The 25721-nt window shown below is 69.8% G+C and carries 25 protein-coding genes and 2 pseudogenes; 11 read left to right on the top strand and 16 right to left on the bottom strand.

Annotated elements, in window-relative coordinates:
- Positions 1–2: 2 nt before the first annotated feature.
- Complete coding sequence (locus VGN45_RS08430; RefSeq protein WP_414643416.1) at positions 3–545, top strand: tetratricopeptide repeat protein; 543 nt, start codon at positions 3–5, stop codon at positions 543–545.
- Between the two features lie 7 nt (positions 546–552).
- Positions 553–906 (top strand): hypothetical protein, encoded by a 354-nt coding sequence (locus tag VGN45_RS08425; RefSeq protein WP_327461352.1) that lies wholly within the window; start codon positions 553–555, stop codon positions 904–906.
- A gap of 214 nt (positions 907–1120) precedes the next feature.
- Here the strand turns inward: VGN45_RS08425 and serA are convergent, their stop codons facing one another.
- The 3 genes and pseudogenes from serA to VGN45_RS08410 all read right to left on the bottom strand — a co-directional run bounded on the left by serA (position 1121) and on the right by VGN45_RS08410 (position 4347).
- Positions 1121–2350 carry a phosphoglycerate dehydrogenase gene (serA, locus tag VGN45_RS08420; RefSeq protein WP_327461403.1) on the bottom strand — a complete coding sequence of 410 codons (1230 nt, stop codon included), beginning with the start codon at positions 2348–2350 and terminating at the stop codon, positions 1121–1123.
- 135 nt (positions 2351–2485) lie between these two features.
- Positions 2486–3007: pseudogene (locus VGN45_RS08415) on the bottom strand (HAD family hydrolase); the annotation flags it as partial.
- Between the two features lie 38 nt (positions 3008–3045).
- Positions 3046–4347: an SDR family oxidoreductase gene (locus VGN45_RS08410; RefSeq protein WP_327461350.1), complete on the bottom strand. Its 1302-nt coding sequence runs from the start codon at positions 4345–4347 to the stop codon at positions 3046–3048.
- 153 nt (positions 4348–4500) lie between these two features.
- Between VGN45_RS08410 and VGN45_RS08405 the strand changes: the two genes are divergently transcribed.
- Positions 4501–5409: an Hsp33 family molecular chaperone gene (locus VGN45_RS08405; RefSeq protein WP_327461348.1), complete on the top strand. Its 909-nt coding sequence runs from the start codon at positions 4501–4503 to the stop codon at positions 5407–5409.
- On the opposite strand, the gene VGN45_RS08400 is transcribed toward VGN45_RS08405, so the two are convergent.
- The 8 genes and pseudogenes from VGN45_RS08400 to VGN45_RS08370 form a co-directional block, all read right to left on the bottom strand.
- Positions 5403–7244, bottom strand: a complete 1842-nt coding sequence (locus VGN45_RS08400; RefSeq protein WP_327461346.1) for a gamma-glutamyltransferase family protein — start codon at positions 7242–7244, stop codon at positions 5403–5405. The genes VGN45_RS08405 and VGN45_RS08400 overlap by 7 nt on opposite strands.
- A 65-nt stretch (positions 7245–7309) precedes the next feature.
- Positions 7310–7390: pseudogene (locus VGN45_RS14660) on the bottom strand (hypothetical protein); the annotation flags it as partial.
- Between the two features lie 85 nt (positions 7391–7475).
- Complete coding sequence (phoB, locus tag VGN45_RS08395; protein ID WP_327461344.1) at positions 7476–8165, bottom strand: phosphate regulon transcriptional regulator PhoB; 690 nt, start codon at positions 8163–8165, stop codon at positions 7476–7478.
- Positions 8166–8190: 25 nt separating this feature from the next.
- Positions 8191–8910 (bottom strand): phosphate signaling complex protein PhoU, encoded by a 720-nt coding sequence (phoU, locus tag VGN45_RS08390; protein ID WP_327461342.1) that lies wholly within the window; start codon positions 8908–8910, stop codon positions 8191–8193.
- Positions 8911–8918: 8 nt separating this feature from the next.
- Positions 8919–9815 (bottom strand): phosphate ABC transporter ATP-binding protein PstB, encoded by an 897-nt coding sequence (pstB, locus tag VGN45_RS08385; protein WP_414643419.1) that lies wholly within the window; start codon positions 9813–9815, stop codon positions 8919–8921.
- A gap of 62 nt (positions 9816–9877) precedes the next feature.
- On the bottom strand, positions 9878–11164 hold the full coding sequence (pstA, locus tag VGN45_RS08380; RefSeq protein WP_327461337.1) for a phosphate ABC transporter permease PstA: 1287 nt from the start codon (positions 11162–11164) through the stop codon (positions 9878–9880).
- Positions 11157–12587, bottom strand: a complete 1431-nt coding sequence (pstC, locus tag VGN45_RS08375; RefSeq protein WP_327461335.1) for a phosphate ABC transporter permease subunit PstC — start codon at positions 12585–12587, stop codon at positions 11157–11159. Before pstC ends, pstA begins: the two co-directional genes overlap by 8 nt.
- A gap of 123 nt (positions 12588–12710) precedes the next feature.
- Positions 12711–14108 (bottom strand): ATP-binding protein, encoded by a 1398-nt coding sequence (locus VGN45_RS08370; protein WP_327461333.1) that lies wholly within the window; start codon positions 14106–14108, stop codon positions 12711–12713.
- A 164-nt stretch (positions 14109–14272) separates the two neighbouring features.
- Between VGN45_RS08370 and VGN45_RS08365 the strand changes: the two genes are divergently transcribed.
- Positions 14273–16546 (top strand): ATP-binding protein, encoded by a 2274-nt coding sequence (locus VGN45_RS08365; protein ID WP_327461331.1) that lies wholly within the window; start codon positions 14273–14275, stop codon positions 16544–16546.
- Here the strand turns inward: VGN45_RS08365 and VGN45_RS08360 are convergent.
- The 3 genes from VGN45_RS08360 to VGN45_RS08350 are packed head-to-tail and all read right to left on the bottom strand — an operon-like array spanning position 16543 to position 18249.
- Entirely contained in the window at positions 16543–16716 is a 174-nt protein-coding gene (locus VGN45_RS08360; protein WP_327461329.1) for a hypothetical protein, read from the bottom strand. The two genes, VGN45_RS08365 and VGN45_RS08360, sit on opposite strands and share 4 nt — an antisense overlap.
- A gap of 41 nt (positions 16717–16757) precedes the next feature.
- Positions 16758–18044 carry a phosphoribosylamine--glycine ligase gene (gene purD, locus VGN45_RS08355; protein WP_327461327.1) on the bottom strand — a complete coding sequence of 429 codons (1287 nt, stop codon included), beginning with the start codon at positions 18042–18044 and terminating at the stop codon, positions 16758–16760.
- 43 nt (positions 18045–18087) lie between these two features.
- Positions 18088–18249, bottom strand: a complete 162-nt coding sequence (locus VGN45_RS08350) for a hypothetical protein (RefSeq protein ID WP_327461325.1) — start codon at positions 18247–18249, stop codon at positions 18088–18090.
- 52 nt (positions 18250–18301) lie between these two features.
- On the opposite strand from VGN45_RS08350, the gene xseA reads away from it, so the two are divergent.
- The 4 genes from xseA to VGN45_RS08330 all read left to right on the top strand — a co-directional run bounded on the left by xseA (position 18302) and on the right by VGN45_RS08330 (position 21486).
- Positions 18302–19750 (top strand): exodeoxyribonuclease VII large subunit, encoded by a 1449-nt coding sequence (xseA, locus tag VGN45_RS08345; RefSeq protein WP_327461323.1) that lies wholly within the window; start codon positions 18302–18304, stop codon positions 19748–19750.
- Positions 19751–19827: 77 nt separating this feature from the next.
- Positions 19828–20019 (top strand): DUF2093 domain-containing protein, encoded by a 192-nt coding sequence (locus VGN45_RS08340; RefSeq protein ID WP_327461321.1) that lies wholly within the window; start codon positions 19828–19830, stop codon positions 20017–20019.
- Positions 20016–20840, top strand: a complete 825-nt coding sequence (locus tag VGN45_RS08335; protein WP_327461319.1) for a M23 family metallopeptidase — start codon at positions 20016–20018, stop codon at positions 20838–20840. Before VGN45_RS08340 ends, VGN45_RS08335 begins: the two co-directional genes overlap by 4 nt.
- Positions 20841–20961: 121 nt before the next feature.
- Positions 20962–21486: a response regulator gene (locus tag VGN45_RS08330; RefSeq protein WP_327461317.1), complete on the top strand. Its 525-nt coding sequence runs from the start codon at positions 20962–20964 to the stop codon at positions 21484–21486.
- Here VGN45_RS08330 and VGN45_RS08325 read toward each other — a convergent pair.
- Entirely contained in the window at positions 21459–22382 is a 924-nt protein-coding gene (locus VGN45_RS08325; protein ID WP_327461315.1) for a lipid A biosynthesis acyltransferase, read from the bottom strand. The genes VGN45_RS08330 and VGN45_RS08325 overlap by 28 nt on opposite strands.
- Positions 22372–23142 carry an SDR family oxidoreductase gene (locus VGN45_RS08320; protein ID WP_327461313.1) on the bottom strand — a complete coding sequence of 257 codons (771 nt, stop codon included), beginning with the start codon at positions 23140–23142 and terminating at the stop codon, positions 22372–22374. The genes VGN45_RS08325 and VGN45_RS08320 overlap by 11 nt, the downstream gene beginning before the upstream one ends.
- Before the next feature lie 103 nt (positions 23143–23245).
- Between VGN45_RS08320 and VGN45_RS08315 the strand changes: the two genes are divergently transcribed.
- The 3 genes from VGN45_RS08315 (at position 23246) to VGN45_RS08305 (ending at position 25720) form a co-directional block, all read left to right on the top strand.
- Positions 23246–24520 (top strand): EAL domain-containing protein, encoded by a 1275-nt coding sequence (locus VGN45_RS08315; protein ID WP_327461309.1) that lies wholly within the window; start codon positions 23246–23248, stop codon positions 24518–24520.
- 32 nt (positions 24521–24552) lie between these two features.
- On the top strand, positions 24553–25083 hold the full coding sequence (gene lspA / locus VGN45_RS08310; RefSeq protein ID WP_327461307.1) for a signal peptidase II: 531 nt from the start codon (positions 24553–24555) through the stop codon (positions 25081–25083).
- Positions 25084–25147: 64 nt separating this feature from the next.
- Complete coding sequence (locus VGN45_RS08305) at positions 25148–25720, top strand: DUF3035 domain-containing protein (protein ID WP_327461305.1); 573 nt, start codon at positions 25148–25150, stop codon at positions 25718–25720.
- Position 25721: the final 1 nt, after the last annotated feature.

The raw sequence follows: 25721 nt of genomic DNA, 5'->3' as shown, positions 1-25721 counted from the left end.
AGATGCAAACGGAGTTTGGTCTTTGTCCCGAAACGACCCTGGCGGAGGTGACCCGATCGGCTTCCGGAGGCGATGACGCTGCGGTCGCTCTGGCCTTGGCGACCTATCCGAACGACCCGAGGCTTCTTTTCCTGCAAGGGTCTTTGCTGGCCGCAGCGCGGGATTATGAAGACGCTCGGACCTGGCTTGCGCGGGCCGTGGGCCTCGCGCCGGGGTTCGACATCGCCCGGTTTCAGCTCGGTCTGCTGGAGTTCACTTCCGGTCGGGCGGCCCTTGCCGAAGAAACTTGGCGACCGTTGCTTTCATTGACGCCCCACCATCCGCTTCAAAGGTTCGTGGAAGGTCTGCTCCGATTGCTTCAGGACGACGTGGACGGGGCGGTGAGCTCCCTGCGCCAGGGCATCGACGCGAACCCGGGCAACGAGGCGCTCAACGCCGACATGCAAAGGCTCATCGACGAACTGTTGAGAGCGCGCGGCGAGGAAGAGTTGACGTCGGCGGCGGACATGATGCTTCGTCAGCTCGGCCCCTCTCCCGCGCGATAGGTCTCGGATGGATCGGGTTTCGAACGTCGATCGTCTCGTGCAAGTCCTGCGGCAACGCCTGCAGGAACGGGAAGCGGCTCGGCGCGGCACGCTGTCCCGCACGGACTCGGCCGCCCCCGCAGACCCGCTTGGCGCGGTGCGCGCGCTGGCGGCGTCTCAGGCCGTCGATGATCGAGAGTTTCGACGGTTTCTCATCCAGAACCTGCTCGCCGATCAGTTGGGCCGTACCTTGACCAACGACGCCCGTTTTCATCAGACGGTCGAGCAAGTCCTCGAAGTGATCGAAACGGACGAGGCAGCTCGAAGTCTGCTGGAGCGGGTCGTCGGAGATCTGTCCACGCGCGCATTGCGAAACACTTGAGCCCCAGTTCGGACGGAGGAGGATTTCCAGATGACCGCGTCGGCGGCAGCGGCGGCGCGCGCTGGCACGCCGGCGTAAGCGGGCGGCTCCGCCACCGGCTGCCCGCGTGGTCACATGTGAGAACCGCCGCTCCAGTCAGCGTCCCGCGAAGGCCGAGCCCGGATCGATTCGGGCCCCGACGGCTGTCCGGGGCTGAGGACCCTCCTCACTTGCCTCAGTACAGAGTCCGAAATCTCAGCGTGCCCGGGATGGTCCTCAGAGCATCCAGCGCGCGGGGATCATAGTCGCGGTCGACGTCGACGATGACGTAGCCGGTGCGCTCGTCGGTCTTCAGATGCTGGCCCAGCACGTTCAGCCCCGCCTCCGCCAGCGCGCGGTTCAGGGCGGCCAGCACGCCCGGCTGGTTCCGGTGGATGTGCAGCAAGCGGTGCGCCTCGGCCACGTCCGACAGCTGCACGTTCGGCAGGTTGACGCTGAACGTCGTGTCGCCACGGTTCAGATAGCTCAGCAGCCGCTCGGCGGCGAACTCCCCGATCGCCTCCTGCGCTTCCTCGGTGGAGCCGCCGACGTGCGGGGTCAGGATCACGTTGGGCAGGCCCCGCAGCGGACTGTCGAACGGGTCGTCGTTGGTGCGCGGCTCCTCTGGAAACACGTCCAGCGCCGCCCCGCCGATCCTGCCTGAGCCGATCGCCTGGGCCAAGGCGCCGACGTCGACCACATGGCCGCGCGACAGATTCAGCAGCAGGGCGCCCGGCTTCATCGCCGCCAGCGCGCGCGCGCCGATCAGGTCGGTGTTCGACGTCCGCCCATCGACGTGCAGGCTGATCACGTCGGCCTCGGCCAGCACCGCCTCCAGCGACGGCAGGCGGCGCGCATTGCCCAGCGCCAGCCGCTCGGTCAGGTCGTGGAAGACCACGCGCATGCCCATGGCCTCGGCCAGCACCGACAACTGGCTGCCGATCGCGCCATAGCCGATCAGGCCCAGGGTCTTGCCGCGCACCTCGCGCGCGCCCGCGGCCGACTTGATCCACTGACCGCGATGCATGGCGGCGGACTTGTCGGCGACGCCGCGTATCAGCGACACGATCAGGCCGATCGCCAGCTCGACTACCGAGCGGGTGTTGGAATGCGGCGCGTTGAACACGGCCACGCCCCGCTCGGCCGCGGCCTCCAGATCGATCTGGTTGGTGCCGATGCAGAAGGCCGCCACGGCCATAAGCCGGTCGGCGGCGTCCAGCGCGCGGGCGGTGACCTCGGTCTTCGACCGCACGCCCAGGACATGCACGCCCTTCAGTCGCGCGATCAGGTCATCCTCGTCCAGCGCGCCCTTGACCGTCTCGACGGTGTAGCCGGCGGCCTCGAACCGCTGAACCGCGGCGGGGTGAACGTTTTCCAGCAGCAGGATCCGGATGCGGCTGCGCGGATAGGACCAGCGCCCCGCCAGCCCCTCGGCGTGCAGCACCTCGTCCAGCGTCGCGGCCTCCTGATCGGCGGCGGCCACGACGCGATCCCGGCGCACGATTTCCGTGAAGGCGACGAAGCGGTCGGCCGCGCCGGCCTGCTTCACCTCCGCGTCCGTCCAGCCGTCGCCGATCATCACGACGGGACCGGTCAGGTTGAGGGCGCGGATCGCGGCGGCCTTGCCCTGCGGCTGGAGGATCGGGTTGGGCAGGACGCCGGTGACGCGGCCGTCGTCGTCGAAGGTCAGGTCGTTGGCCAGCACGCGGTCGGCCGACACGCCCAGCAGGTCGCCGACAGGTGCGATCACCTCGCGGAAGCCGCCCGAGACGATGACCAGCCGATCGGCGTGCCGCCGCAAGGTCTCCAGGTTGCGCGCCACCGACGGCGCCAGGCGCGATGTCGCGCGCGCGGCCGCCGCCTGAACATGCTCCCGCGTGATCGGCAGCAGAGCCAGACGTTCCTGCAGGGCCTCGGCGAAGCCGGTCTCGCCCGCCATCGCCCGGTCCGTCAGATCCGCCACCCGCTCGCGCCGCTCGGCGGCGTCCGGCGCGTCGGCCAGCGACAGCTCCGCCAGCAGCTCCAGCGTCTCGAAATCCACCAGGGTGGAGTCGAAGTCGAAGATCAGAGTCGGCGCGGACATGGCCCGAGCCTGACCCACCTTCGCAGTCGCAGCAAGGCTCAGCGGCGGTCCTGCCAGTGCTTCAGCGCGGCGGCGCCGATGGCGGCGGCGATCGTCGCCACGGCCGCAGCGGCGGCGCCTTCCTGGGCGTGGTCGCGGGCATAGTCGGCGGCGCGGCGGCGCGAGTCCCGTCCCGCCAGACGATCGGCGAAACCGCTGACGCGATCCCAGCCGCCTTCGGCATGGTCCCGCACGTCGCGCAAACGCTCGCCGGCCCGCAGACGCGACCACAGCCGCGCCGGATTCACGCTCTCGCGGATGCGCTCGTATCGCGTCGGCCCGCTGCGCTGGTTCAGTAGCAGGGTCGCCAGGCCCACGCCCGCCAGAACCGCGACCACGCCGGCCGCCACGCCCGGGTGCTTCCGGATCTCCGCCAGGGCGCTGAAGTTCCTGACCATGGGATAGTGCACTTCTTCCTCCAGACCGTCGTCGGCAGGGTCCCAGAGGCCGTCCTCATAGGGGCGGTATTCGCCGCGCTTGTCCCGCATCAGCATGGGAGCGAACCGGGCGAACAGAGGTTCCGCGATCCCCGGCAGGGCGGAATAGAAGGCTGCGATCACGCGCCCGCCCCCGCCCACGGTGATCTCGCGGATCGGATGCGTCGCGCACCACAGGATGGTGTCGGCCACCACGGGCGTCGCATAGACCGGCTGGGGATTGTGCACCGCGTGGCCGGTGATGTTGCGGGCATGCTTGTTGTAGGGCGTGTCGACCGCCGCCGGCTTGACCAGGCTGACCGCCACCGGCGCGTCCTCGCGCATCAGCTCCATCCGCAGCGCGTTGCTGAAGCCCTTCACCGCGTGCTTCGACGCCGAATAGACGCCCTGGATCGGGATCGGCGCGTCGGCCAGTGTCGATCCGACGTTGACGATCGTGCCGCCCTCGGCCCGTTCGCGCAGATGCTCGGCGGCGATCAGCGAGCCGTTGACCACGCCCCAGTAGTTGGTCTCGAACAGCCGCCGCTGGTCCTCCAGCGTGACCTCGCGGATCGGGCCGAAGATCGAGATGCCGGCGTTGTTCACCCAGGTGTCGAACCCGCCGAACAGCCGCCGCGCCTTCTCCGCCGCCTCGTGCAGGGCGTCGAAGTCCGCCACGTCCGCGACGGCATAGGCGGCCCTTGCGCCCTTGGCCTGAAGCTCCTCCGTCAGCCGCGCCAGATCCTTTTCCCCCCGCGCGATCAGGAAGACGCACGCTCCCGCCCCCGCCGCCCGGCGCGCCGTCGCCAGGCCGATGCCGGACGTGGCCCCGGTGATGACGATCGACTGCCGATCCAGCGGCTTCAGGACGGGCTTTCTGGACATGCGGTCTCGGCTTCCTGACAAGGGGGGGGACGACAAGCCAACGAGCCGCCGTCCGACGCGGTTCCTTAAGCTGGGCCGTAGCAGACGGCCTTACAATGCGCCAAGCCTGCGCCTATCTGGCGCCTTTCCCGTTTCCCCTCCGGAGTCCCCCCCTTGACCGACGCCGCCCCCCTCTCCGATGACCTGGCCGCCGCCTTCCAGATCGAAGGCTGGCCGGTGCGCGGGCGGATCGTGCGTCTGGGCGCCGCCATCCACGAGGTGCTTTCGGCCCACGACTATCCGGAGCCGGTCGCCGCGCTTCTGGGCGAGGCCTGCGTGCTGGCCGCCCTGGTCGGGTCCAGCCTGAAGTTCGACGGCCGCCTGCTGGTCCAGGCCCAGGGCGACGGCCCGGTGCGCTACGTCGTGGCCGACTACGGCACCGACGGCGCCCTGCGCGGCTTCTGCCGGTTCGATCCGGAGGAGGTGGCCGCCGCGTCGCAGGGCTTCTCGCGCCCGGGCGCCCAGGCCCTGCTGGGCAAGGGCGTGATGATCATGACGCTGGACCGCGGACTCGACTTCGAACGCACCCAAGGCATCACCCCCATCGAGGGCGAGAGCCTCAGCCTTTGCGCCGAGCATTTCTTCGAACAGTCCGAACAGGTGCCGACCAAGGTGCGGCTGGCCGTCGGCTCGGTCGACGCCGGCGAGGGCGCCCGCTGGCGCGCGGGCGGCGCTTTGATCCAGGTCATCGCCGCCGACCAGTCGCGCGGCGACACCACCGAGGTCTGGGACCGCAGCCGCGCCCTGTTCGCCACCCTGGCCGACGACGAGCTGCTGGACCCCACGGTCACGCCCGAGACCCTGCTCTATCGCCTGTTCCATGAGGACGGCGTGCGGCTGGAGGGCGCCCGGGCCCTGCGCGCGCAGTGCCGCTGCTCGCCCGACCGCATCGAGGCCATGCTGGCCAGCTTCACCCACGCCGAACGCGCCGACATAGTCGAGGCCGACGGCAAGATCCACGTGAAGTGCGAATACTGCGGCCGGAACTACGAACTGGCGCCGGAGGCGGCGTCGGCTCAGTAAGCCAGCGCCAGCCCGTCCTTGCGCACCTCGGACGCCGCGCCATAGGTCCAGGGGCCGCGTTCGTTCACCTGACGCATCACGTTCTGATAGCCGCCAAAGCCGCCGTTGGGCGGCCCTAGGGTCCAGCCGAGGGCGCGCAGTTGTTCCTTCGTCGCCTCGGGTACGCCGGACTCCAGGTGCAGCACGCCCGTCCCCTCGGCCGGCTCTCCCGTCGGTTCCGACGACCCCTCATGCTGCCAGCGCGGCGCATCGCCGGCTTCCTGCGGATCGAGCCCGTAATCGACCATGTTGATCACGATCTGCGCCTGCCCCTGCGGCTGCATGCCCCCGCCCATGACGCCGAAGGCCATCCAGGGCTCGCCGTCCCTGGTCGCAAGGCCCGGGATGATGGTGTGGAAGGGCCGCTTGCCCGGCGCGTAGACGTTGGGGTGGCCGTCGGTCAGGGCGAACAGCTCGCCCCGGTCCTGGAACATGAAGCCCAGCGTGCCGCCGTTCCCGTCGTCGGGCACGAGGCCCGAGCCCATGCCGCGATAGTTGGACTGGATCCAGCTGACCATCATCCCGTCGGCGTCGGCGACGCTGAAATAGGTGGTGTCGCCCTGCGTCGGGGCGTCGCCCGGCATGGCGCGCTCCATGACGCGGTCCATGCGGATCAGGGCGGCGCGTTCGGCGGCATAGTCTTTTGAAATCAGGCGTTCGACCGGCGTGCGGCTGAAGGCCGGGTCGGCGAACCAGCGGGCGCGGTCCTCGAAAGCCAGCCGCTTGGCCTCGGCCTGGACGTGGATGGACGCGGCGGACTGGAATCCCAGCCCCTTCAGATCGAAGCGTTCGCAGACGTTCAGAATCTGCAGGGTCGACAGGCCCTGGGTGTTGGGCCCCAGCTGCCAGACGTCGACGCCGCGATAGTTGGACGTCAGCGGCTCGACCCACTCGGTCCGGTGCGCGGCCAGGTCGGCGCGGGTCATCCAGCCGCCGATGCGCCGGAAATAGCCCTCGATCGCCTCGGCGATCGGCCCCTCGTAGAAGGCGTCGCGCCCGCCCTCGGCGATCAGGCGATAGGTGCGGGCCAGATCGGGATTGGCGAAGACCTCGCCCACGCGCGGGGTGCGGCCGTCGGGGGCGTAGACCCGCTTGCGGTTGTCGTTGTCCTCGATGATCGCGGCCGAGCGGTCGAAGCCGGCCATGTTGCGCTCCAGATAGAAGGCGATCAGCTGGGGCATGACCTCGCCGCGCTCGCACAGCTCGATCACAGGCGCGAAGACGTCCTTCCACGGCAGCTTGCCGTGCCGCTGATGCGCCTGCCACCAAGCGTCGATCGTTCCCGGCACGTTGACCGTCACCGCGCCATAGGACGGCAGATATCCCCGCGCGTTCGCCCTGCCCCGCGCGGCCTCCAGCGACAGGCCGCGCGGACTGGCGCCCGAGCCGTTGAAGCCCACCACCTTCCTCTGCTTCGGATCCCACATCAGGCCGAAGGCGTCGCCGCCGATGCCGTTGGCGACAGGCTCCAAGAAACCTAGGGCGGCGTTGACCGCGATCGCCGCGTCGATGGCCGAGCCGCCGCGCCGCAGCGTGTCCAGCCCGATCAGCGTCGCCGTCGGATGCGCCGTCGCCACCGCCCCGCGCGCGCCCCAGACGGTGGACCGCCCCGCGAACGGCGCTCCCATGATCCGGTCGCCCATGCCGACGCCGCGATAGGGATAGGCGGACGGCGCGGCCTGCGCCGGCGTCCGCGACGGAGAGGCTGCGACGGTCGCCCCCTGCCCCACGGCCGCGGTCGCCCCGGCGATCACCGCCCCGGCGGGCAGGGTGGACAGAAACGTGCGGCGACGCATGGGCGGTCTCCCCTGATCAGGGAGGAACCGTAGCGGGATTGTGTCCCGAAGAAAGCGCCGAGTGATCCTTCTCCCCTTGCGGGAGAAGGTGGCCCGCGAAGCGGGTCGGATGAGGGGTCGCACCGGCGACCGCCCCGCTTGCGTCCCGTACGCCGACTTCCAAGGTCAGAGAGCCCCCTCATCCGTCAGCCTTCGGCTGCCACCTTCTCCCGCAAGGGGAGAAGGACGGCGTCAGCCGCCCAGATCCAGCGAATACCCCGCGGACCGTACCGTGCGGATCGGGTTCGCCGTGCCCTCCACGTTCAGCGCTTTCCGGAGCCGGCCGACGTGGACGTCGACCGTGCGGGCCTCGACGTAGACGTCCGAGCCCCAGACGGCGTCCAGCAGCTGTTCGCGGCTGAACACCCGCCCGGGGTGCTGCATGAAGTGGTCCAGCAGGCGGAACTCCGTGGGGCCCAGATGGACCTCCGACCCCGCGCGCCGAACCCTGTGCGCCACGCGGTCGATGATGATGTCGCCGTGGTTGATCCGGTCGTCGGCCAGGCCCGGCCGGATGCGGCGCAGCACCGCGCGGATGCGGGCGATCAGCTCGGTCATCGAGAACGGCTTGGTGAGATAGTCGTCCGCGCCGGTGTCCAGGCCGCGCACGCGGTCGGTCTCTTCGCCCCGCGCGGTCAGCATGATGATCGGCAGGTTTCGGGTCTCGGCCTTGCCGCGGATGCGACGGCATACCTCGATGCCCGACACCTTGGGCAGCATCCAGTCCAGCAGCACCAGGTCGGGCAGGCGCTCGTCGATCTGGACCAGCCCCTCCTCCCCGTCGCCGGCCACGACGACGCGATAGCCTTCCTTCTCCAAATTGTACTGAAGCAGGGTGGCGAGGGCGTCCTCGTCTTCCATCACCAGGACATAGGGCTGCACGGTCGGCTCTCCGGTGTCGGCGGTCTCAGGCGGTTCCGCCGTTGAAGTCGGTTTCGTTCGGCAGGGCGCTCAGGCGGGGACGTTCCCCGATCATGTCGCCGCCGGTGATCTCATAGTGGATGGTCTCGGCGATGTTGGTCGCGTGGTCGCCGATCCGCTCCAGGTTCTTGGCCATGAACAGCAGGTGCGTGCAGGCGCTGATCGTTCGCGGGTCGCCCATCATGTAGGTCAGCAGCTCGCGGAACAGGCTGTTGTAGTGCTCGTCGACCTCGTCGTCGGCGCTCCACACCGACAATGCGCGATCGACCTCCGAGGCGGTGTAGGCGTCCATGACGTCGCGCAGGCGGGCCGACACCAGCCGCCCCATCCGCTCGATCGAGCGGGTCAGCGGCAGCATGGGCTCGCCCTCGGCCAGGATCAGGGCGCGCTTGGCGATGTTGCGCGCCAGATCGCCCGTCCGTTCCAGATCGACCGCCAGCTTCATCGCCGACAGCGTCTTGCGCAGGTCGCTGGCCACCGGCTGCCGCAGGGCGATCAGGCGGATGGCCTTCTTCTCGATGTCGTGGTGCAGGGCGTCCAGCTTATGATCGCGCTCGACCACCGCGCGGGCCAGGGCCACGTCGCGGCGCGCGACGGAATCCACCGCGTCGGCCACCTGGGCCTCGGCTAGGCCGCCCATGCGGGCGACCTCGGCGGTGAGCTGGTTCAGCTCGTCGCCATAGGATTTCACGGTGTGCTGGTTCATTCGCCGCCTTAGCCGAACCGCCCGGTGATGTAGTCCAGCGTGCGCCGTTCGCGGGGATTCGTGAAGATTTCCTCGGTCGGGCCGTGCTCGACCAGACGGCCCAGGTGGAAGAAGGCCGTGCGCTGGCTGACGCGCGCCGCCTGGGCCATCGAGTGGGTCACGATGACGATGCAGTACTGTTCGCGCAGTTCGTCGATCAGCTCCTCGATCTTGGCCGTGGCGATGGGGTCCAGGGCCGAGCAGGGCTCGTCCATCAGGATGACTTCCGGCTCCACCGCGATGGCGCGGGCGATCACCAGACGCTGCTGCTGCCCGCCCGACAGGCCGGTGCCCGGCGACTGCAGGCGGTCCGCCACCTCTTCCCACAGGCCGGCGCGCTTCAGGGCGCGTTCGACCACCTCGTCCAGCTCAGCCTTCGACGTCGTCAGCCCGTGGATGCGCGGGCCATAGGCCACGTTCTCATAGATCGACTTGGGGAAGGGGTTCGGCTTCTGGAACACCATGCCGACCCGGGCGCGCAGCAGCACGGGATCGACCGCGCGGCTGTTCACGTCCTCGCCGTCCATCTCGATGGAGCCCGACACTCGGGCCGACGGGATGGTGTCGTTCATCCGGTTCAGACATCGCAGGAAGGTCGATTTGCCGCAGCCCGACGGACCGATGAAGGCCGTCACCGTCTTGTCCGGCACGTCCAGGCTGACCTCATGCAGGGCCTGCTTGTCGCCGTAGTGGACCGAGACGTCGCGGGCCCGGATCTTGATAGGGCCCACCGGCTCGGCGGGGCGCGGCGTCACGGCCGCGCCGGCCGAAGGGTCGGCGACGGACGCCGCGACCGTCTCGGCCGGGGCGGACTTCGGCGCTTCGGCCTCGGCGGCCGGCAGCACCTGCCCGCCCATGCGCGGCATGTCGGTCGGATCGCCGGAGCCGCGGTCGTCGTGCGAGCGGAAAATCTTGAACTTCATGTCGCTTACCACCGACGTTCGAACCGGCGCCGCAGGATTATGGCGGCGGCGTTCATGACGATCATGAGGGCCAGGAGAACCATGATGGCCGCAGCGGTGCGCTCATGGAACGCGCGCTCCGAGGCGTTCTCCCAGATGTAGATGAGGGACGGCAGCGCCCCGGTCGGCGCGGCGATGTCGGTCGCCACGCCCGGCACGAAGCTGACCATGCCGATCAGCAGCAGGGGCGCCGTCTCGCCCAGTGCATGAGCCATGGAAATGATGGCGCCGGTCATGACGCCCGGCAGAGCCAGGGGCAGAACGTGCTGGAACACCGTCTGGGTTTTCGACGCGCCCAGCGCCAGCGCCGCCTCGCGGATCGACGGCGGCACCGCCTTCAGCGACGACCGTGTGGCGATGATGATGGTCGGCAGCGCCATCAGCGCCAGCACCAGCCCCCCCACCAGCGGCGACGACCGCGGCAGATGCATCCAGTTGATGAACAGCGCCAGTCCCAGCAGGCCGTAGACGATCGACGGCACGGCGGCGAGGTTGTTGATGTTCACCTCGATGAAAGCGCTGATCCGGTTCTTAGGCGCGAACTCCTCCAGCCAGATCGCCGCGGCGACCCCGATCGGAATGGCCAGCAAGGCCGTCACCAGCAGCATCAGCGCCGATCCGACCACCGCGCCCAGCACGCCCGCGAGTTCCGGCTCGGTCGAGTCGCCCGAAGTGAACAGGCGGCTGTTGAACCGCCGCTCCACGAAGCCGTCGGCTTCAAGCCTGTCCAGCCAGCCGATCTGGCGGTCGGTGATGCGGCGCTGTTCCGCCGGCGTCTCCCGCTCGATCTCGCCCTTGAAGAACAGGTCCGCGTCGTCCGACAGCGGCGCGGTCACCGTCACGGTCTTCCCGATCAGCGTCGGATCGGCCTTGACCATGTCGCCCGCCACGAACTTCAGCTCCGACGAAAAGATCTGCCGCATCTCGGTCGATGCCCGACCGGCCGCATCGTCGGTCACGCCCAGCCGCGCCAGCTGCTGCTCGGCCACCATCTGCGGGAAGTTGGTCCCTTGCGGATAGTCGGGGTCGATCCGCGCAGGGTCCATGTAGACGGGGATCGAGACCTCGTGCGCCCAGAAGGCGGTGTTGCCCTGGGTCCAGATGCGCCCCAGCAGCAGCGCGAGGAAGCCCACCGCCACGGCGATGGCCAGGATGCCGTAGACCTGGAACCGGCGTTCGCGCGCATAGCGGCGACGCAGGCCCTGTTGCAGACGCTGGGTGCGCCGGGCGCCGATGGACGTCGCGTCAGTCATACTGCTGCCGATAGGTCTGGACGATGCGCTGGGCGACGATGTTCAGCACGAGAGTCGCCAGGAACAGGGTCAGGCCCAGGCCGAAGGCGGACAGGGTCTTGGCGGAATCAAACTCCTGGTCGCCCGTCAGAAGCGTGACGATCTGCACCGTCACTGTGGTCACCGTGTCCAGCGGATTGAGCGTCAGACGCGCGGCCAGGCCAGCGGCCATGGTCACGATCATGGTCTCGCCCACCGCGCGGGACACCGCCAGCAGCAAAGCGCCGGCCACCCCCGGCAGGGCGGCGGGCATCAGCACCCGACCCACCGTCTCGGATTTGGTCGCCCCCATGGCGTAGGAACCGTCGCGCAGCGACTGCGGCACGGCGTTGATGATGTCGTCCGACAGCGAGCTGACGAACGGGATCAGCATGATCCCCATGACCCCGCCGGCGACCAGGGCCATCTGGTTCTGGACCAGCATCAGATACTGCCCCAGACCGTCCAGCGGACCGCCGACCAGCTGGGCCCCGACGCCGTTGAAGAAACTGCGGAACGCCGGCCCGACGGTCAGGGCGGCGAAAAAGCCGTAAACCACCGTCGGCACCCCGGCCAGAATCTCCAGCACCGGCTTGACCACAGCGCGCACCGTCGGCCCGGCGTACTCCGACAGATAGATCGCCGACATCAGTCCGACGGGCGCGGCCACCGCCATGGCGATCAGCATGATCAGGAAGGTCCCGGCGAACAGCGGCAGGGCGCCGAACGCGCCGGTCGAACCCACCTGGTCGGCCCGGATCGCCGTCTGCGGCGACCACTGCGTGCCCAGCAAGAACTGCTGCACCGGCACCGCCTGGAAGAAGCGGGTGGCGTCGACCAGCAACGAGGCTACGATGCCGATGGTCGTCAGCACGGCCACGGCCGAACAGGCCAGCAGCACGCCGACGACCCAGCCCTCGACCCGGTTGCGGGCGCGCAGGCCCGGGCGGATCTGGGAAAAGGCGAACAGGCCGCCCAGCGCAGCGGCCAGCAGAGCCAGCACGACCCCGCCGACGGCCCGCACGCGATCCAACTGGGCCGCGCGCGTCGCCTGCGCCGTCATGTCGGCGTTCAGCGGCGTCTCCCAGACCTGCAGCGGCGTCTCGCCCTCCGCCACGCGCGCCACGTCGGCGTAGAAGGCGTCGCGGCGGAAGTCTTCCAGGGCGCGCACGGCCTCGGGCTGACCCGCCTCCAGAACGGCGCGCTCCACCACGCCGCCCGCGACGATTGAGGCCAACACCACCACCAGCGCCGGAACGGCCACCCAGATGGCGGCGTAGAAGCCGTGCTGCTCAGGCCGCGAATGCGCCTTTTCGTTGGCCGCGCGACGGCGCGCCAGACCGCGCCCGACGCCGAAGGCGACGACGGCCAGAACGATCGGCAGAAGGAAAAGAAGCCAGGTCATCGGGTCCGGGAAGCGCGAATCGGACCGCGCCGAATGCCCGGCTCGTCCGGCCGGGAAACTGCCCGCGATAGGTCAGCGGATTACGACTGTGGCATGACAGTTCCGTTACAACGCAAGAGCCGCTCATCTGGCGGCGTCAAACGCATCGGACAGAGGAAAAAACGCCGTGAACACCGTGCCTTGGCCCGGCGCGCTCTCGACCGCCAGGCCACCGCGGTGGCGATTCACGATGTGCTTGACGATGGCCAGACCCAGGCCGGTCCCCGGCCGGTCGCCGCCGCTCTTCTGGCCCTCGACCCGATAGAAGCGCTCGGTCAGGCGCGGCAGATGCTCCCGCTCCAGTCCCGGTCCGCGATCGCGCACGACGACGGCGGCGAACCGCCGCGTAGGGTCGTGGTCGGGGGTCAGCAGCGGCAGCCGAGACGCCCCCTCCATGCACGGCGCCGTCGCCTGGTCGGCCGTCACCCCTCCTCGCACCTCGATGTCCACCCGACCGCCGCGCGGCGAGTACTTCACGGCATTGTCGACCAGGTTCTGGACCACTTGCACGATCTCGTCCCGATCGCCGCGCACGGGGGCCGTGGCGTCGCCGGTGACGACGACCTCCACGCCCTTCTCGTGCGTCAGCACGCTCAGCGCGTCGACCACGTCGCTGACGGCCCGGGGCAGATCGACCCGGCCCGACGGCGGGATGTGTTCGTTCAGCTCGATCCGGCTCAGCGACAGCAGGTCCGCCACCAGCCGCCCCATTCGGTCCGCCTGCGCCGACATGATGTCCAGGAACCGGTCCCGCGCCTTGGAGTCGTCCTTGGCGTGGCCCTTCAGCGTCTCGATGAACCCCGACAGAGACGCCAGCGGCGTCCGCAGCTCGTGGCTGGCGTTGGCCAGGAAGTCGACCCGCATCAGCTCCATGCGCCGCACGTCGGTGTCGTCGCGTAGCACCAGCACGGCCAGCGCCCGCTCGCCGCCCTGATGCAGCGGCCGCACCTGCGCCTTCCAGTGCCGGTCGCGCACGCCGGACCAGTCGACCGAGCGTTCGAGGCCGCCGAACAGGGCCTCGTCCACCGCCTCAAGGACGGCCGGATCGCGCAGCACCGACACCAGGATCGCCCCGTCCCGCTGAATCCTTAACAGGTCGCGCGCGGCCCGGTTGGCCAGGACGACCCGCCGTCCGGCGATGTCGTCCGGCTCGCCGCCGCTTATGACCAGCACAGCGTCGCTCAAGGACTCGAAGGCGGCGTCCAGCAGGACGCCGTCCGGCGCCGCCGCAGGCGGCGTCGACGCCGGCGGCTGGGCCAGATGAACGACCGGCGACGTCTCGCCGGACGGCTGGGCGCGATTGACCATCCAGGTCGCCGCCACGACCGCCGCCACGCCGGCCAGCAGCACCGGCGCATGATGTGGGTGCAGGGCCGCCACCCCCAGCAGCACCAGAGTCGCGACGCCGCCGCTCGCGCCGGCCGTCCAAAGGCGCGACGTCGCCGTCGGCGCGATCGGAGACGGGTTGGCGGCGTCGGGCATCACGGTTCTCTAGAGCTTCCGCAGTCGGAGGGAAACGGGCGGAGGGACCGGCGCTTAGCGCGCGTTTCCGCCATTCGCGTGACAGGCGATCGCCGCAGCGCACGGATTCTTCATCTGTCGCGGTCAAGCTGATCCCGAACGCCCGCGATGGACCGATCGACCCCTTGAACGCCGTCCTGCTCTGCCTGACCACGCAGCATGACCTCCGCCTGGTCCTGGCGGCGGGCGCCGTGTGCCTGATCGGCCTGGCCACGGCGCTGGGGCTGGGACGCCGCGCATGGGCCGGGCACGGCCGCCCCCGCGCCCTGCTGGCCGCCGCGGCCGGCGGGGTCGGCGCCATGGCGATCTGGAGCACCCACTTCACGGCCATGCTGGGCTTCCGGCCGGGCATGGCGGTCGTCTACGATCTGCCGATCACCTTCGCCTCTCTCGTGCTGGCCGTCGGCTTCGGCGTCGGCGCGGTCTTCGTCGGGCTCGGCGCCTCGCGCCTGCGGCGGGGCCTGGCCGGAGCCATGGCCGGGTCCGGCGTGGCGGCCATGCACTTCCTGGGCATGAGCGGCCTGCATCTGGCCGGTATGCCCGTGTGGGACTTCGGTCTGGTCGGCGTCGCGGTGGCGCTGGCCATGGTCGGCGGCATGGCGGTGGCGCTGGCCCCGCATCGCGGCGGCTGGCGCAACATCACCCTGCTGGCGCTGGGCGGCGTTCTGGCCGTCTGCGCCCTGCATTTCATCTCCATGGGCGCGCTGACGATCGTGCCCGCCCCCACGCGGGCGGAGGCGGCGGGCCTCGATCAAAGCGGCCTGCTCACCGCCCTCGCCCTCGCCGCCGCCGTCCCGGTGCTGGTCGCCGGCATGGTCACCGCCGCAGCGCGCTGGAGCGACGGCCGGACCCTGCACCAGATCCGCGAGGCCGTGGACGCCATGCCCGACGCGCTCGGCTTCTACGACGCCCAGGGCCGTCTGGTGCTGTGGAACTCCCGCTACGCCGAGGTGAACCCCGAACTGGTCGCCCAGCTGAAGCCGGGCATGCGCTTCGAGGACGTGCTCCAGATCGGCCTTGACGAAGGCATCTATGCCGACGCGATCGGCCGCGAGGCGGAATGGCGCGCCGAACGTCTGGCCCTGCGCAGCCAGCTGGAAGCCACGATGGAGCAGCGCTGTGACGACGGGCGCTGGCTGCGGGTCCAGGACCGGCGCACCTCCGGCGGCGGGATCGTCACCGTCGTCAACGACATCACCGACCTGAAGCGCGCCGCCGCCGCCCTGGCCGACGCCCGCGACGCCGCCCAGGCCGCGAACGCCGCCAAGAGCCTGTTCCTCGCCAACATGAGCCACGAGATCCGCACGCCGCTGAATGGCGTGATCGGCCTGGCCCAGGCGCTGGGCCGCACCGAGCTGAATGACGATCAGCGAGAAATGCTGGATCTGATGCAGTCCTCCAGCCGCATGCTGCTGACCCTGCTGGGCGACATCCTGGACCTCGCCCGCATCGAGAGCGGCCGCCTGTCGCTGGAGGACGAGCCCTTCGAACTGAAGGCGGCGGTGCACGAGGCGGCGGACCTCTACCGCGCCTCCGCCGGGGCCAAGGGCCTGACCTTGATCGTCGAGGTGTGCGACGATTGTCCGTCCTGGTTGCGCGGCGACGAAGTCCGTCTGAAGCAGATCATGTGCAACCTGGTCTCCAACGCCGTGAAGTTCACCGAGGCCGGCCTGATCAAGCTGGAGGCGCACTGCGCGCCGGGCACGAACGGGGAGACGCGCCTGCGCGTGGCCGTCAGCGACACCGGCATCGGCTTCGGCCCGGAACAGCGCGAGCGTCTGTTCAGCCGCTTCGAACAGGCCGACGGCGCCATCACCCGCCGCTACGGCGGCTCGGGTCTGGGCCTGTCGATTTGCCGTCAGTTGGCCGAGATGATGGGCGGCGACCTGGAGGCCGAGAGCGAACCGGGCGGGGGCTCGACCTTCCTTCTTTCTTTGCCTCTGCGCGCGGCCGAAGCCACATCGCAGGCGCCGGTCGACGTGGGGACGGCGTCGGAGACGACCGGAACCGTGACCCGCGTCCTGCTCGCCGACGACCATCCGACAAACCGCAAGGTCGTGGAGCTGATCCTGGCGTCGGCCGGGGTCGACCTGACGTCGGTCGAGAATGGGCGGGAAGCCGTCGACGCCTATCGCGCCGGCGACTTCGACCTGGTGCTGATGGACATGCAGATGCCCGTGATGGACGGCCTGACCGCCACGCGCGCCATCCGCGATTTCGAATGCGAGACCCAGCGGGCGCTGACGCCCATCGTCATGCTGACCGCCAACGCCCTGCCCGAACACGTCGCCGCCGCCCGCGCCGCGGGCGCCGACAAGCATCTGGCCAAGCCGTTCGAAGCTGCGGAACTGCTGGCTCTCGTCAGCGCCCCCGAGACGGCTGTGGCGAAAGCCGCCTAGCGCGTTTCGAAGAACCGCTCGTACCGCGCCTGATCGGTGCCGTTGCTCAGCGGCGACAGCTCGTACGCCATCCAGCCCGACGCCGCGCACGACAGCAGAAACAGCCCCCCTACCCAGCGCACGCCGCGGTCCCGCATCATCGCCCGCATCCCGATCCCTCCAGGCGCCATGCCGCGCCGGATCAGAAACGCAGGTTTTTCAGGACCGTTCCTCAGTCCCCGGCGTCACGCTCCAACGCCCGCCAGGCGATGTCGGCGCGGTGGAAGCCGCCCGGCCAGTCGATCGACTTGATGGCCTCATAGGCGCGGTCCCGGGCCTGACGAACGTCGTCGCCGAGCGCGCAGACGTTCAGCACGCGCCCGCCGGCCGCCACCAGCAGACCCTTCTCGTCACGGCGCGTGCCGGCGTGAAAGACCTGCACGTGCGGACCGAAGTCGCGTCCCGCCCCGCGGATGATCGACCCTTCCAGCGGACTGTCCGGATAGCCCTGCGCCGCCAGCACCACGCAGACGCAGGCCTGCGGCCGGAACTCCGGGGGCGGCAGGCGCGACAGGTCGCCCCGCGCGCAGGCGACCATATAGGGGACCAGGTCGTCCGCCAGCCGCATCATCAGCACCTGGCATTCCGGATCGCCGAAGCGGGCGTTGAACTCCACCACTTTCGGACCTTCGTCCGTGGCCATCAGCCCGGCGAACAGGACGCCGCGGAACGGCGTGCCCTCGCGCGCCATGCCGGCGACCGTCGGCCGGACGATGCGGCGTTCGACCTCCTCCACCAGTTCCGGCGTGAACACCGGCGCGGGCGAATAGGCGCCCATGCCGCCGGTGTTGGGCCCCAGATCGCCGTCGAACGCGCGCTTGTGGTCCTGCGCGCCGCCGAACAGCACTGCGCGGGTTCCGTCGCACAGGGCGAATAGGCTGCCCTCCTCGCCGGCCATGAACTCCTCGATGACCACGCGCGCGCCCGCCTTGCCGAAGCGGCCGTCCAGCATGCGCACGATCTCGGCCTCGGCGTCTTTGCGGTCCGGGCTGATCGCCACGCCCTTGCCCGCGGCCAGGCCGTCGGCCTTGATGACGTAGGGCGGCTTGAAGACCTTCAGCGCGTCGCGCGCCTCGCTCAGCTTCTCATAGACGCCGAAGCCCGCAGTCGGGATCTCCCACCGCTCCAGAAACCCCTTGGCGAAAGCTTTTGAGGTCTCCAGCCGCGCCGCCCGCGCCGAGGGTCCGAAGCAGGGAATGCCCGCCGCAGCCAGTCGGTCGGCCAGCCCGACCTCCAGAGCCGATTCCGGCCCGACGACGACCAGATCGGCCTTCATCTCCCGCGCCAACGCCGTCAGACCGTCGGCGTCGGTGACCTTGAGGTCCGGCCTCAGCTCGGCGTGCTTGGCGATGCCGGGATTGCCGGGGGCGCAGACCAACCGCCGGACCAGCGGCGACTGGGCGATCTTCCACGCCAGGGCATGCTCGCGCCCGCCCGATCCGACCAGCAGGATGTTCATCGGCGCGGGGAATGACGTGCCGCCCCATCGCGGTCAAGGAAACTCAGCCGCCCCTCGCCCAGAAGACGAACGCCACGGTCCCGATCAGCACGATCACCACGACGATCAACACGGGGTTCAGCGCCCCGGACCGGCTTCGTCGCGACAGCTCCTTCTCGTCCGGATCGCGGGCGGGCGGCGGAAGGTCGGGGGGCTGGACGGCCATGCGGTCTCCGGTTCCGGTTTGTCCCAGGATGCGGGCGGTCTACGGTCGCATCATGACCGACGACTCGTACGTCTTCGAGGGGCCCGCCGAAGCGCCGACGCCGCGCGACAACAACCCTCCGTTGTCGATCTCGGAGCTGTCGTTCGCCCTGAAGCGCACGCTGGAGGACCGCTTCGGCCACGTGCGCCTGCGCGGCGAGGTGTCCAAGGTGAACCGCCACGCCTCGGGCCACGTCTATCTGACGCTTAAGGACGACAAGTCCAGTCTCGACGGCGTGATCTGGAAGGGCTCGGTGCGGAGCCTGGGCATCCAGCCGGAGACCGGACTTGAGGTGATCGTCACCGGCAAGATCACCAGCTATCCGGCGCGCTCCAGCTATCAGATCGTGATCGAGACGATGGAGGCCGCCGGCGCCGGCGCCCTCTTGGCCAGGCTGGAGGCGCTGAAGGTCAAGCTGCGCGACGAAGGCCTGTTCGACGCCGCGCGCAAGAAGCCCCTGCCGCCCCACCCCGACGTGATCGGCGTCATCACCAGCCCGACGGGCGCGGTCATCCGCGACGTCCTGCACCGCATCGCCGAGCGCTGGCCCTGCCGCGTGATCATCTGGCCGGTCATCGTCCAGGGCGACGCGGCGGCGGGCCAGGTCGCGGCGGCGATTCGCGGCTTCGACGCCCTGCCCCCCGGCGGCCCCGTGCCTCGGCCCGATTTGGTCATCGTGGCGCGCGGCGGCGGGTCGGTGGAGGACCTCTGGCCCTTCAACGACGAGGCCCTGGCCCGCACGGTGGCCGAGGCGCGCATCCCGATCGTCTCGGCCGTGGGGCACGAGACGGACACCACCCTGATCGACTTCGTCTCGGACCGCCGCGCGCCCACCCCGACCGGCGCGGCCGAGATGGTCACGCCCGTGCTGGCCGATCTGGTCGGCTGGGTCGCGGACCTGTCGGCGCGGAGCGTGAGGGCGGCGGGGCGGCTGGTCGAGGATCGACGCACACGCCTGCGCGCCGCCGCGCGCGGCCTGCCCGCCCGCGGCGACGACCTGCTGGCCCTGCCCCGCCAGCGGCTGGATCAGGCGTCGCTGAGGCTCGCCGCCGGGCTGGAGCGAAACCGCGCCGCTCACGAGCGCCGCAGCGCCGCGCTCGGCGCGCGTCTGGGCCCGCATCTGCTGGAGCGCGCCATCGAGCGCCGCCGGGCGCGTTTCGACGCCGTTTCCGTCCGCCTGGCCTCCTTTCCGCCCACGCTGGATCGACGCGCCGAGCGCCTGACCGCCCTCTCGCGCGCGCTCGCCACCCTCGACCCCGCCCGGCCCAAGCCCGGCTTCGCCCGAGTCGAGGACGCCGACGGCGCGTGGCTGACCTCCGCCTCGGCCCTGACGCCCGGCCGCCCGGTCCGGCTGGTCATGTCCGACGGCGCCGCCCGAGCCACGATCGACGGCGACGAGCCGAAGCGTGCCAAGTCGTCGAGAACGAAGCCGGCCACACCCGAGCAGGGCGCCCTGTTCTAGGGAGCGCGGACCTGGAGGTCCGCGCTCCACGACTCTCCCATCTTGAGCCCAACCGCGCCCGCCCGTAACCTGCGTGCATGACCGATCAGGAAGCCCGCGTGTCCTATGGCGACGGCGATTTCGCCGTGGTGAAGCCCGGCCGTTTCGTCCGCTGCGCCGTCACCGGCAAGCCGATCCCGCTTGAGGGCCTGCGCTACTGGTCGGCCCAGCGGCAAGAGGCCTATGCCGGCCCGGCCGAGGCGGCCCAAGCCCTGGGCGGGTCGCGGTGAGGGCCGACCGGCGCGCACTGCTGGTGGGCGCCGGGGCGTTTTCTCTTGCCGGCGTCGCCCAAGCCGACGTGCCTCTGACGCTGCAGGGTCGATTCCAGCAGGGCGGTCACGTCATCGGACGTACGGCGCCCCGCGCCTTGGTCTACGTCGACGGCGAGGCGCTGACCCAGGCCTCGGCCGCCGGCTGGTTCTTCGTCGGCTTCGACCGCGACGCGGCGGGTTCCGCCGAGATCGTCGTCCGCGACGGCAGGATGGAGGCCCGGCGCACCCTGACGCTCGCCCGGGGGACCTTTCCCATAACCCGGGTGAACGGCCTGCCGCCTTCGACGGTGGAACCCAGCGCGCCCGACTTGCTCGCCCGCATAGAACGCGAGGTGGCCGTCAAGGCCGAGGGCTTCGCCAGCCGCATCGACGCCGACGACTTCCACGCAGGGTTCGCCTGGCCGCTGGACCAGATCCGCGTGACCAGCGCCTGGGGCGCCCAGCGCGTCCTGAACGGCACGCCGGCTCGCCCGCACTACGGGATCGACCTCGGGGCGACCCAAGGCACGCCGATCCGGGCGCCGGGCCCCGGCGTCGTGGCCCTCGCCGAACCGGACCTGCATTTCGAAGGCGGCCTGACCCTGATCGATCATGGCCAAGGCTTGATCAGCGCCTATCTGCACCAGTCCAGGATCGAGGTCCGACGCGGCGATCAGGTCACTCGCGGGCAGATCGTAGGCCGCGTCGGGGCCTTGGGGCGCGCCACCGGTCCGCATCTCTGCTGGCGCCTGAAGTGGCGGGACCGGAACCTCGACCCGTCGCTGATGATCGTCGCCTGACGCCCATCACCACAGCCTATGTTTGCGATGAAAAATTGTTTCAGTAACGATTTACCGGCTTGTTACACCTCTGTAGCCTGATGCTTCTGCCGCGGTCCGGCGGCGCTGCGATCCCTTCTGCATGTCTTCCCTGAACGCCCTTCAAATCCTGCTGGTCGACGACAACCAGCATATGCGCGCCATCACGGCCGCCATCCTCCAGTCCGCGGGCGTCAGAAAGATACGGGAAGTCGCCGACGGCGGGGCGGCCCTGGACGCCCTGCGCGAACAGGTCTTCGACGTCACCATCGTCGATTTCAACATGTTCCCGCTTGACGGGGTGGAGTTCACCCGCCTGGTGCGCAACAGCCCCGACAGCGCCAATCCCTATCTGCCGATCATCATGATGACCGGTCATTCGGAAAAAACTCGGGTGCAGGAGGCGCGCGACGCCGGGGTCACGGAGTTCGTCGTCAAGCCGATCACCGCCAAGGCGATCCTGGAGCGGCTGAACGCCGTCATCTTCAAACCCCGCCCCTTCGTGAAGACCGACGGCTATTTCGGCCCCGATCGCCGGCGCACCCAGGCCAAGAATTTCCGCGGCCCCTTCCGTCGATCGACCGACTCCCAGGACGCGGCTCAGTCCGCCGATGAAACGGCGGCATAGACCCGGTCGGGCCACCGTTTGTGGACCCAGAACCAGTCTTCGGGAACTTCTCGCACCCGGTCCTCGACGAAGCGGGTGACCGCCTGCACTCCGCGGGCTATGTCGGCGGGCCGGTCGCCGGTCTTTTCCAGCATGATCGGCTTGTGCGCCGTGACGCGGAAGCGCACGCCGGGCAGGCGCACCACGCTCATGGGCTGCAACACCGTGCCGAACCGCAGCGCCAGCCGCGACGGCCCCGGCGCCGCGTTCACCGGCTGGCCGAAGAAGACCACCTCCGGCCCCTCGCTGAACTTCTGATCGTTCATAAGGGCGACCGATTCGCCCCGCTCCAGCCCGGCCAGCAACTCCCGCGCGCCGTCGCCGCCCTTGGGCGCGAACAGCTTGACGCCATAGCGGGCGCGGGCCCGCCGGATCTGGGCGTCGACGTAGGGATTGTTGGCCTGACGATAGGTGATCTGGCACGGCACCCCGGCGGCCAGGATCGCCGCCGGCATGGTTTCGAAACAGGCCAGATGCCCCGAGACGAACACCACCGGTCGACCGGAGTCGCGAATGGCGTGCAGCCGCTCCAGCCCCACGACTTCCAACCGCCCGGACTCCATCGTGATCCGGTCCAGCAGCGTCGTCTCGGCGAAAGTGCGGCCCGTCCGTTCCCAGCTCTCCAGCGCCAGCCGCTCGCGCGCCGCCGGATCCATGTCCGGAAAGGCGATGCGCAGGTTGCGCATCACCGTGCGATGCGTGCCGGTCCTGGGCCCGATCGTCTTCAGCAGCCAGCCGCCGAACGCCGAAGCTCGCTCCACGCCCAGCGTTCGCAGCAGCGCGGTCAGCCCGGCGAAGGCGACGGCCTCCAGCCGCCAGACCAGATCCTGGCCCAGGCTCGGCTCGTCACCAGGCAATGGTGATCCCGCCGTCCACGACCAGAGTCTGGCCGGTCATGTAGGTCGAGGCCGGCGACGCCAGATAGACCGCCGCCCCCGCGATCTCGTCCGGCATGCCGATGCGGCGCAGGGGCGCGGGGTCGGTGGCCACCTTCAGGATCTCCGGATTTTCCCACAGGTAGCGGGCGAAGTCGGTCTTGATCAGGCCCGGCGCGATGCAGTTCACCCGCACGTTCGACGGGCCCCACTCGACGGCCAGATTGCGCGCCAGTTGCATGTCTGCGGCCTTGGAGACGTTGTAGGCGCCGATCAACGCGTTTCCACGAAGCCCGCCGATCGACGAGACGATGACGATCGACCCGTCCTTCCGCTCCAGCATCTCCGGCGCGACCATCTGGATCAGCCAGTGGTTGGAGACCACATTGTTCTGCAAAATCTTGTCGAACTGTTCGTCCGAGATGCCCGCCATCGGCCCCGCATAGGGGTTCGACGCGGCGTTGCAGACCAGGACGTCGATCCGACCAAAGGCCGCGCGCGTCTCGTCGACCAGCCGCCGCAGATCTTCCTTCGACGCGATGTTGGCCGGCACGGCGATGGCGCGTCCTGCGCCGAAGCGGGCGTTGATCTCCGTCGCCACCTCGTCGCACGGCCCCGGCTTGCGCGAGGAGATCACCACGTTGGCGCCGTGCTCGGCCATGCGCTCGGCGATCGCCTTGCCGATGCCGCGCGAGGAGCCGGTGATGACGGCCGTCTTGCCGGTCAGGTCGAACAGTTCCATGGGGGGCCCCTTCATTCCCAAGTTTCTGCGGCCGATCTCTGGCCGTTCCGACGCAATAGCCGGATACTTGGCCGATTCCACCCGGAAAGGGTCTTCTGTCCCGATGCGCGCGGTCACCACGGGCTTCCTGTTCTTCGGCTATCTGTTCCTCGGCATGACCGTGGGCGCCCTGCTCTGGCGGGGCGGGCTGGGCGTGGGCGCCGGAGTGGCCGGGACGCTGGGCAGTCTGGGCGTCCTTGCCGCCGTGCACGTCGCCGTGGCCTCCGCCGCGCGGGCCCGCGCCCTGTCCCAGGAAATCGCGCAGGTGCGCGAGGCCCATCGCCTGCTGGCCGACGCCATGGAGCAGACGCAGGAGGCCCTGTCCGACCTGGCTCTGGCCATCGAGAGCGGTCCCCTGTCTCGGGCGGAAGAATTGACCGGCGAGGTCCGCATGCTGGAGAGCCTGATCCAGCAGATGAGCGAAAGCGTGGACCAGCGCCTGGCCGACGCCCGCCCACCCGCAAGCCCGTTCGAGGATCGTCATCGCCGTGCGGCCGACGCCCTGCTGCGCACCGTCCACGACGCCCTGACCGAGAACCGGGTCGACCTGTATCTGCAGCCCGTGGTCAGCCTGCCGCAGCGGCGCACCGTCTTCTACGAAAGCTTCACTCGCCTTCGCGATTCGACCGACCGGGTGATGATGCCGGCCGAATACCTGTCGATCGCCGAGGGCGAGGGCCTGGTCCCGGCCATCGACAACCTGCTGCTGTTCCGCTGCGCCCAGATCGTGCGCCGGCTGGCCCGCCAGGACCGCAAGGTCGGCGTCTTCTGCAACGTCGCCCTGTCGTCGCTGGGCGACGAGACCTTCTTTCCCCAGTTCCTGGAGTTCCTCAGCCAGAACCGCGACCTGAACCAGGCGCTGATCTTCGAGCTGGGCCAGGCCACCTTCGACGCGCGCGGCGCCGCCGAGGCGCGCAACATGGCCAAGCTGGCCGACCTCGGCTTCCGCTTCTCCATCGACAAGGTCCAGACGCTGGACCTCGACTTCGCCGACCTGCAGCGCTCGGACGTCAAGTTCGTGAAGGTGGCGGCCGATCTGCTGATCGAGCAACTGCTCGACCTCGACGGCGGGGCCCCCCTGCCGTCCCTGCCCGACATCCGCGCCGCCGACTTCGCCGGCCTGACGCGGCGCTACGGCATCGAGGTGATCGCCGAGAAATGCGAGAGCGAGCGCCAGATCGTCGACGTGCTGGAGCTCGACGTCGGCATGGGCCAGGGCCACCTGTTCGGAGAGCCGCGCGCCATCAAGGAAGACGTCCTGGCCGAAACCGACCCTCCGGCGGAGTTCCTTCGCTCGACGCTGCGGACGGCCGAGACCCGGCGCCGGCGCCTCGGCTAGCCTTGATCCCCGCCGCCTGCTAACCGCGCCGCATGAAGATCCCCCGCATCGCCTGGGCCGCTTACGGCTTCGCCCTCCTGATCATCGTGCTGGACCAGGCGACCAAGGCCTGGGTTCTGGGCTCGGCCGACGTGTCGGACGTGGCGATGATTCCCGACGGCTATCGCTTCGCCCAGATCATCCCCGGCGTCTTCAACATCACCATGGTGCGCAACACCGGCGTCAGCTTCGGCCTGTTCGGCGGCGGCGAGGCGCGCTGGGCGCTGACCGTCTTCTCCCTGCTGGTGTCGGCCTTTTTGGTCTGGTGGGCCACGCGCACCGACCGGCGCATTCTGATCTCGGCGATCGGCCTGGTCATCGGCGGCGCGGTCGGCAACGCCATCGACCGCATCCAGTACGGCTACGTCGTCGACTTCCTCGACTTCTCGGACACCGGCCTGTTTCCCTGGGTGTTCAACGTCGCCGACGCCGCGATCACCGTCGGGGTCGCACTGCTGTTCATAGACGGATTCCTCAGCGACCGTCGCCCGGCTCAGGTTGGCGTGGCCCCTGAAAAGTCGTAATCAGCCGTTTCTCAAGGGGGAGGCGCCTCGCGCGTCCGGCCCGCCGTCGTGAGTTGAAGACCCCATGTCGATCCGCAAGTTCGCCGTCGTCGGCCTCGTCGCCGCCTCCGCCCTCAGCCTGGGGGCCTGCTCCAGCATCCGTCAGTCGATCGGCGCGACGCGGGTCGTCCCGGACGAGTTCCTGACCGTCTCCACCGCGCCGCTCAGCCTGCCGCCGGAGTACGGCCTGCGCCCGCCGCAGCCGGGCCAGCCGCGGCCTCAGGACGTCACGCCTGAACTGGAGGCCCGCCGGATCCTGGCCCAGGAACGGGGAGCCGTGACCCGCTCGGACGGTGAACGGGCGCTGGCCCAGCGCGTCGGCGCCGGCACCGAATCCATCGACAGCCGCGTCCGCTACATGGTCGACGACGAGTTCGGCAATCTCGCCCACAAGGAAACCAGCTGGGCCGATCGCGTCATGTTCTGGCGTCGTGACGACGCCGCGACGCAGGGTGAGACCCGCATCACGACCAGTGACGGCGCCGTCACGATCGACGCGACGACGGAATACGAGCGCATGCAGCAACTGACCGGCGGGCAGAACGCGATCGTGATCCAGTCGCGGCGGCCCGGCGCGTTCAAGCTGCCGGGTCTCTGAC

The sequence above is a fragment of the Brevundimonas sp. genome (assembly GCF_035999125.1).
Taxonomy (GTDB): domain Bacteria; phylum Pseudomonadota; class Alphaproteobacteria; order Caulobacterales; family Caulobacteraceae; genus Brevundimonas.
Note: the sequence above shows the minus strand (reverse complement) of the source record. Positions and strands in the feature narration are given on the sequence as shown.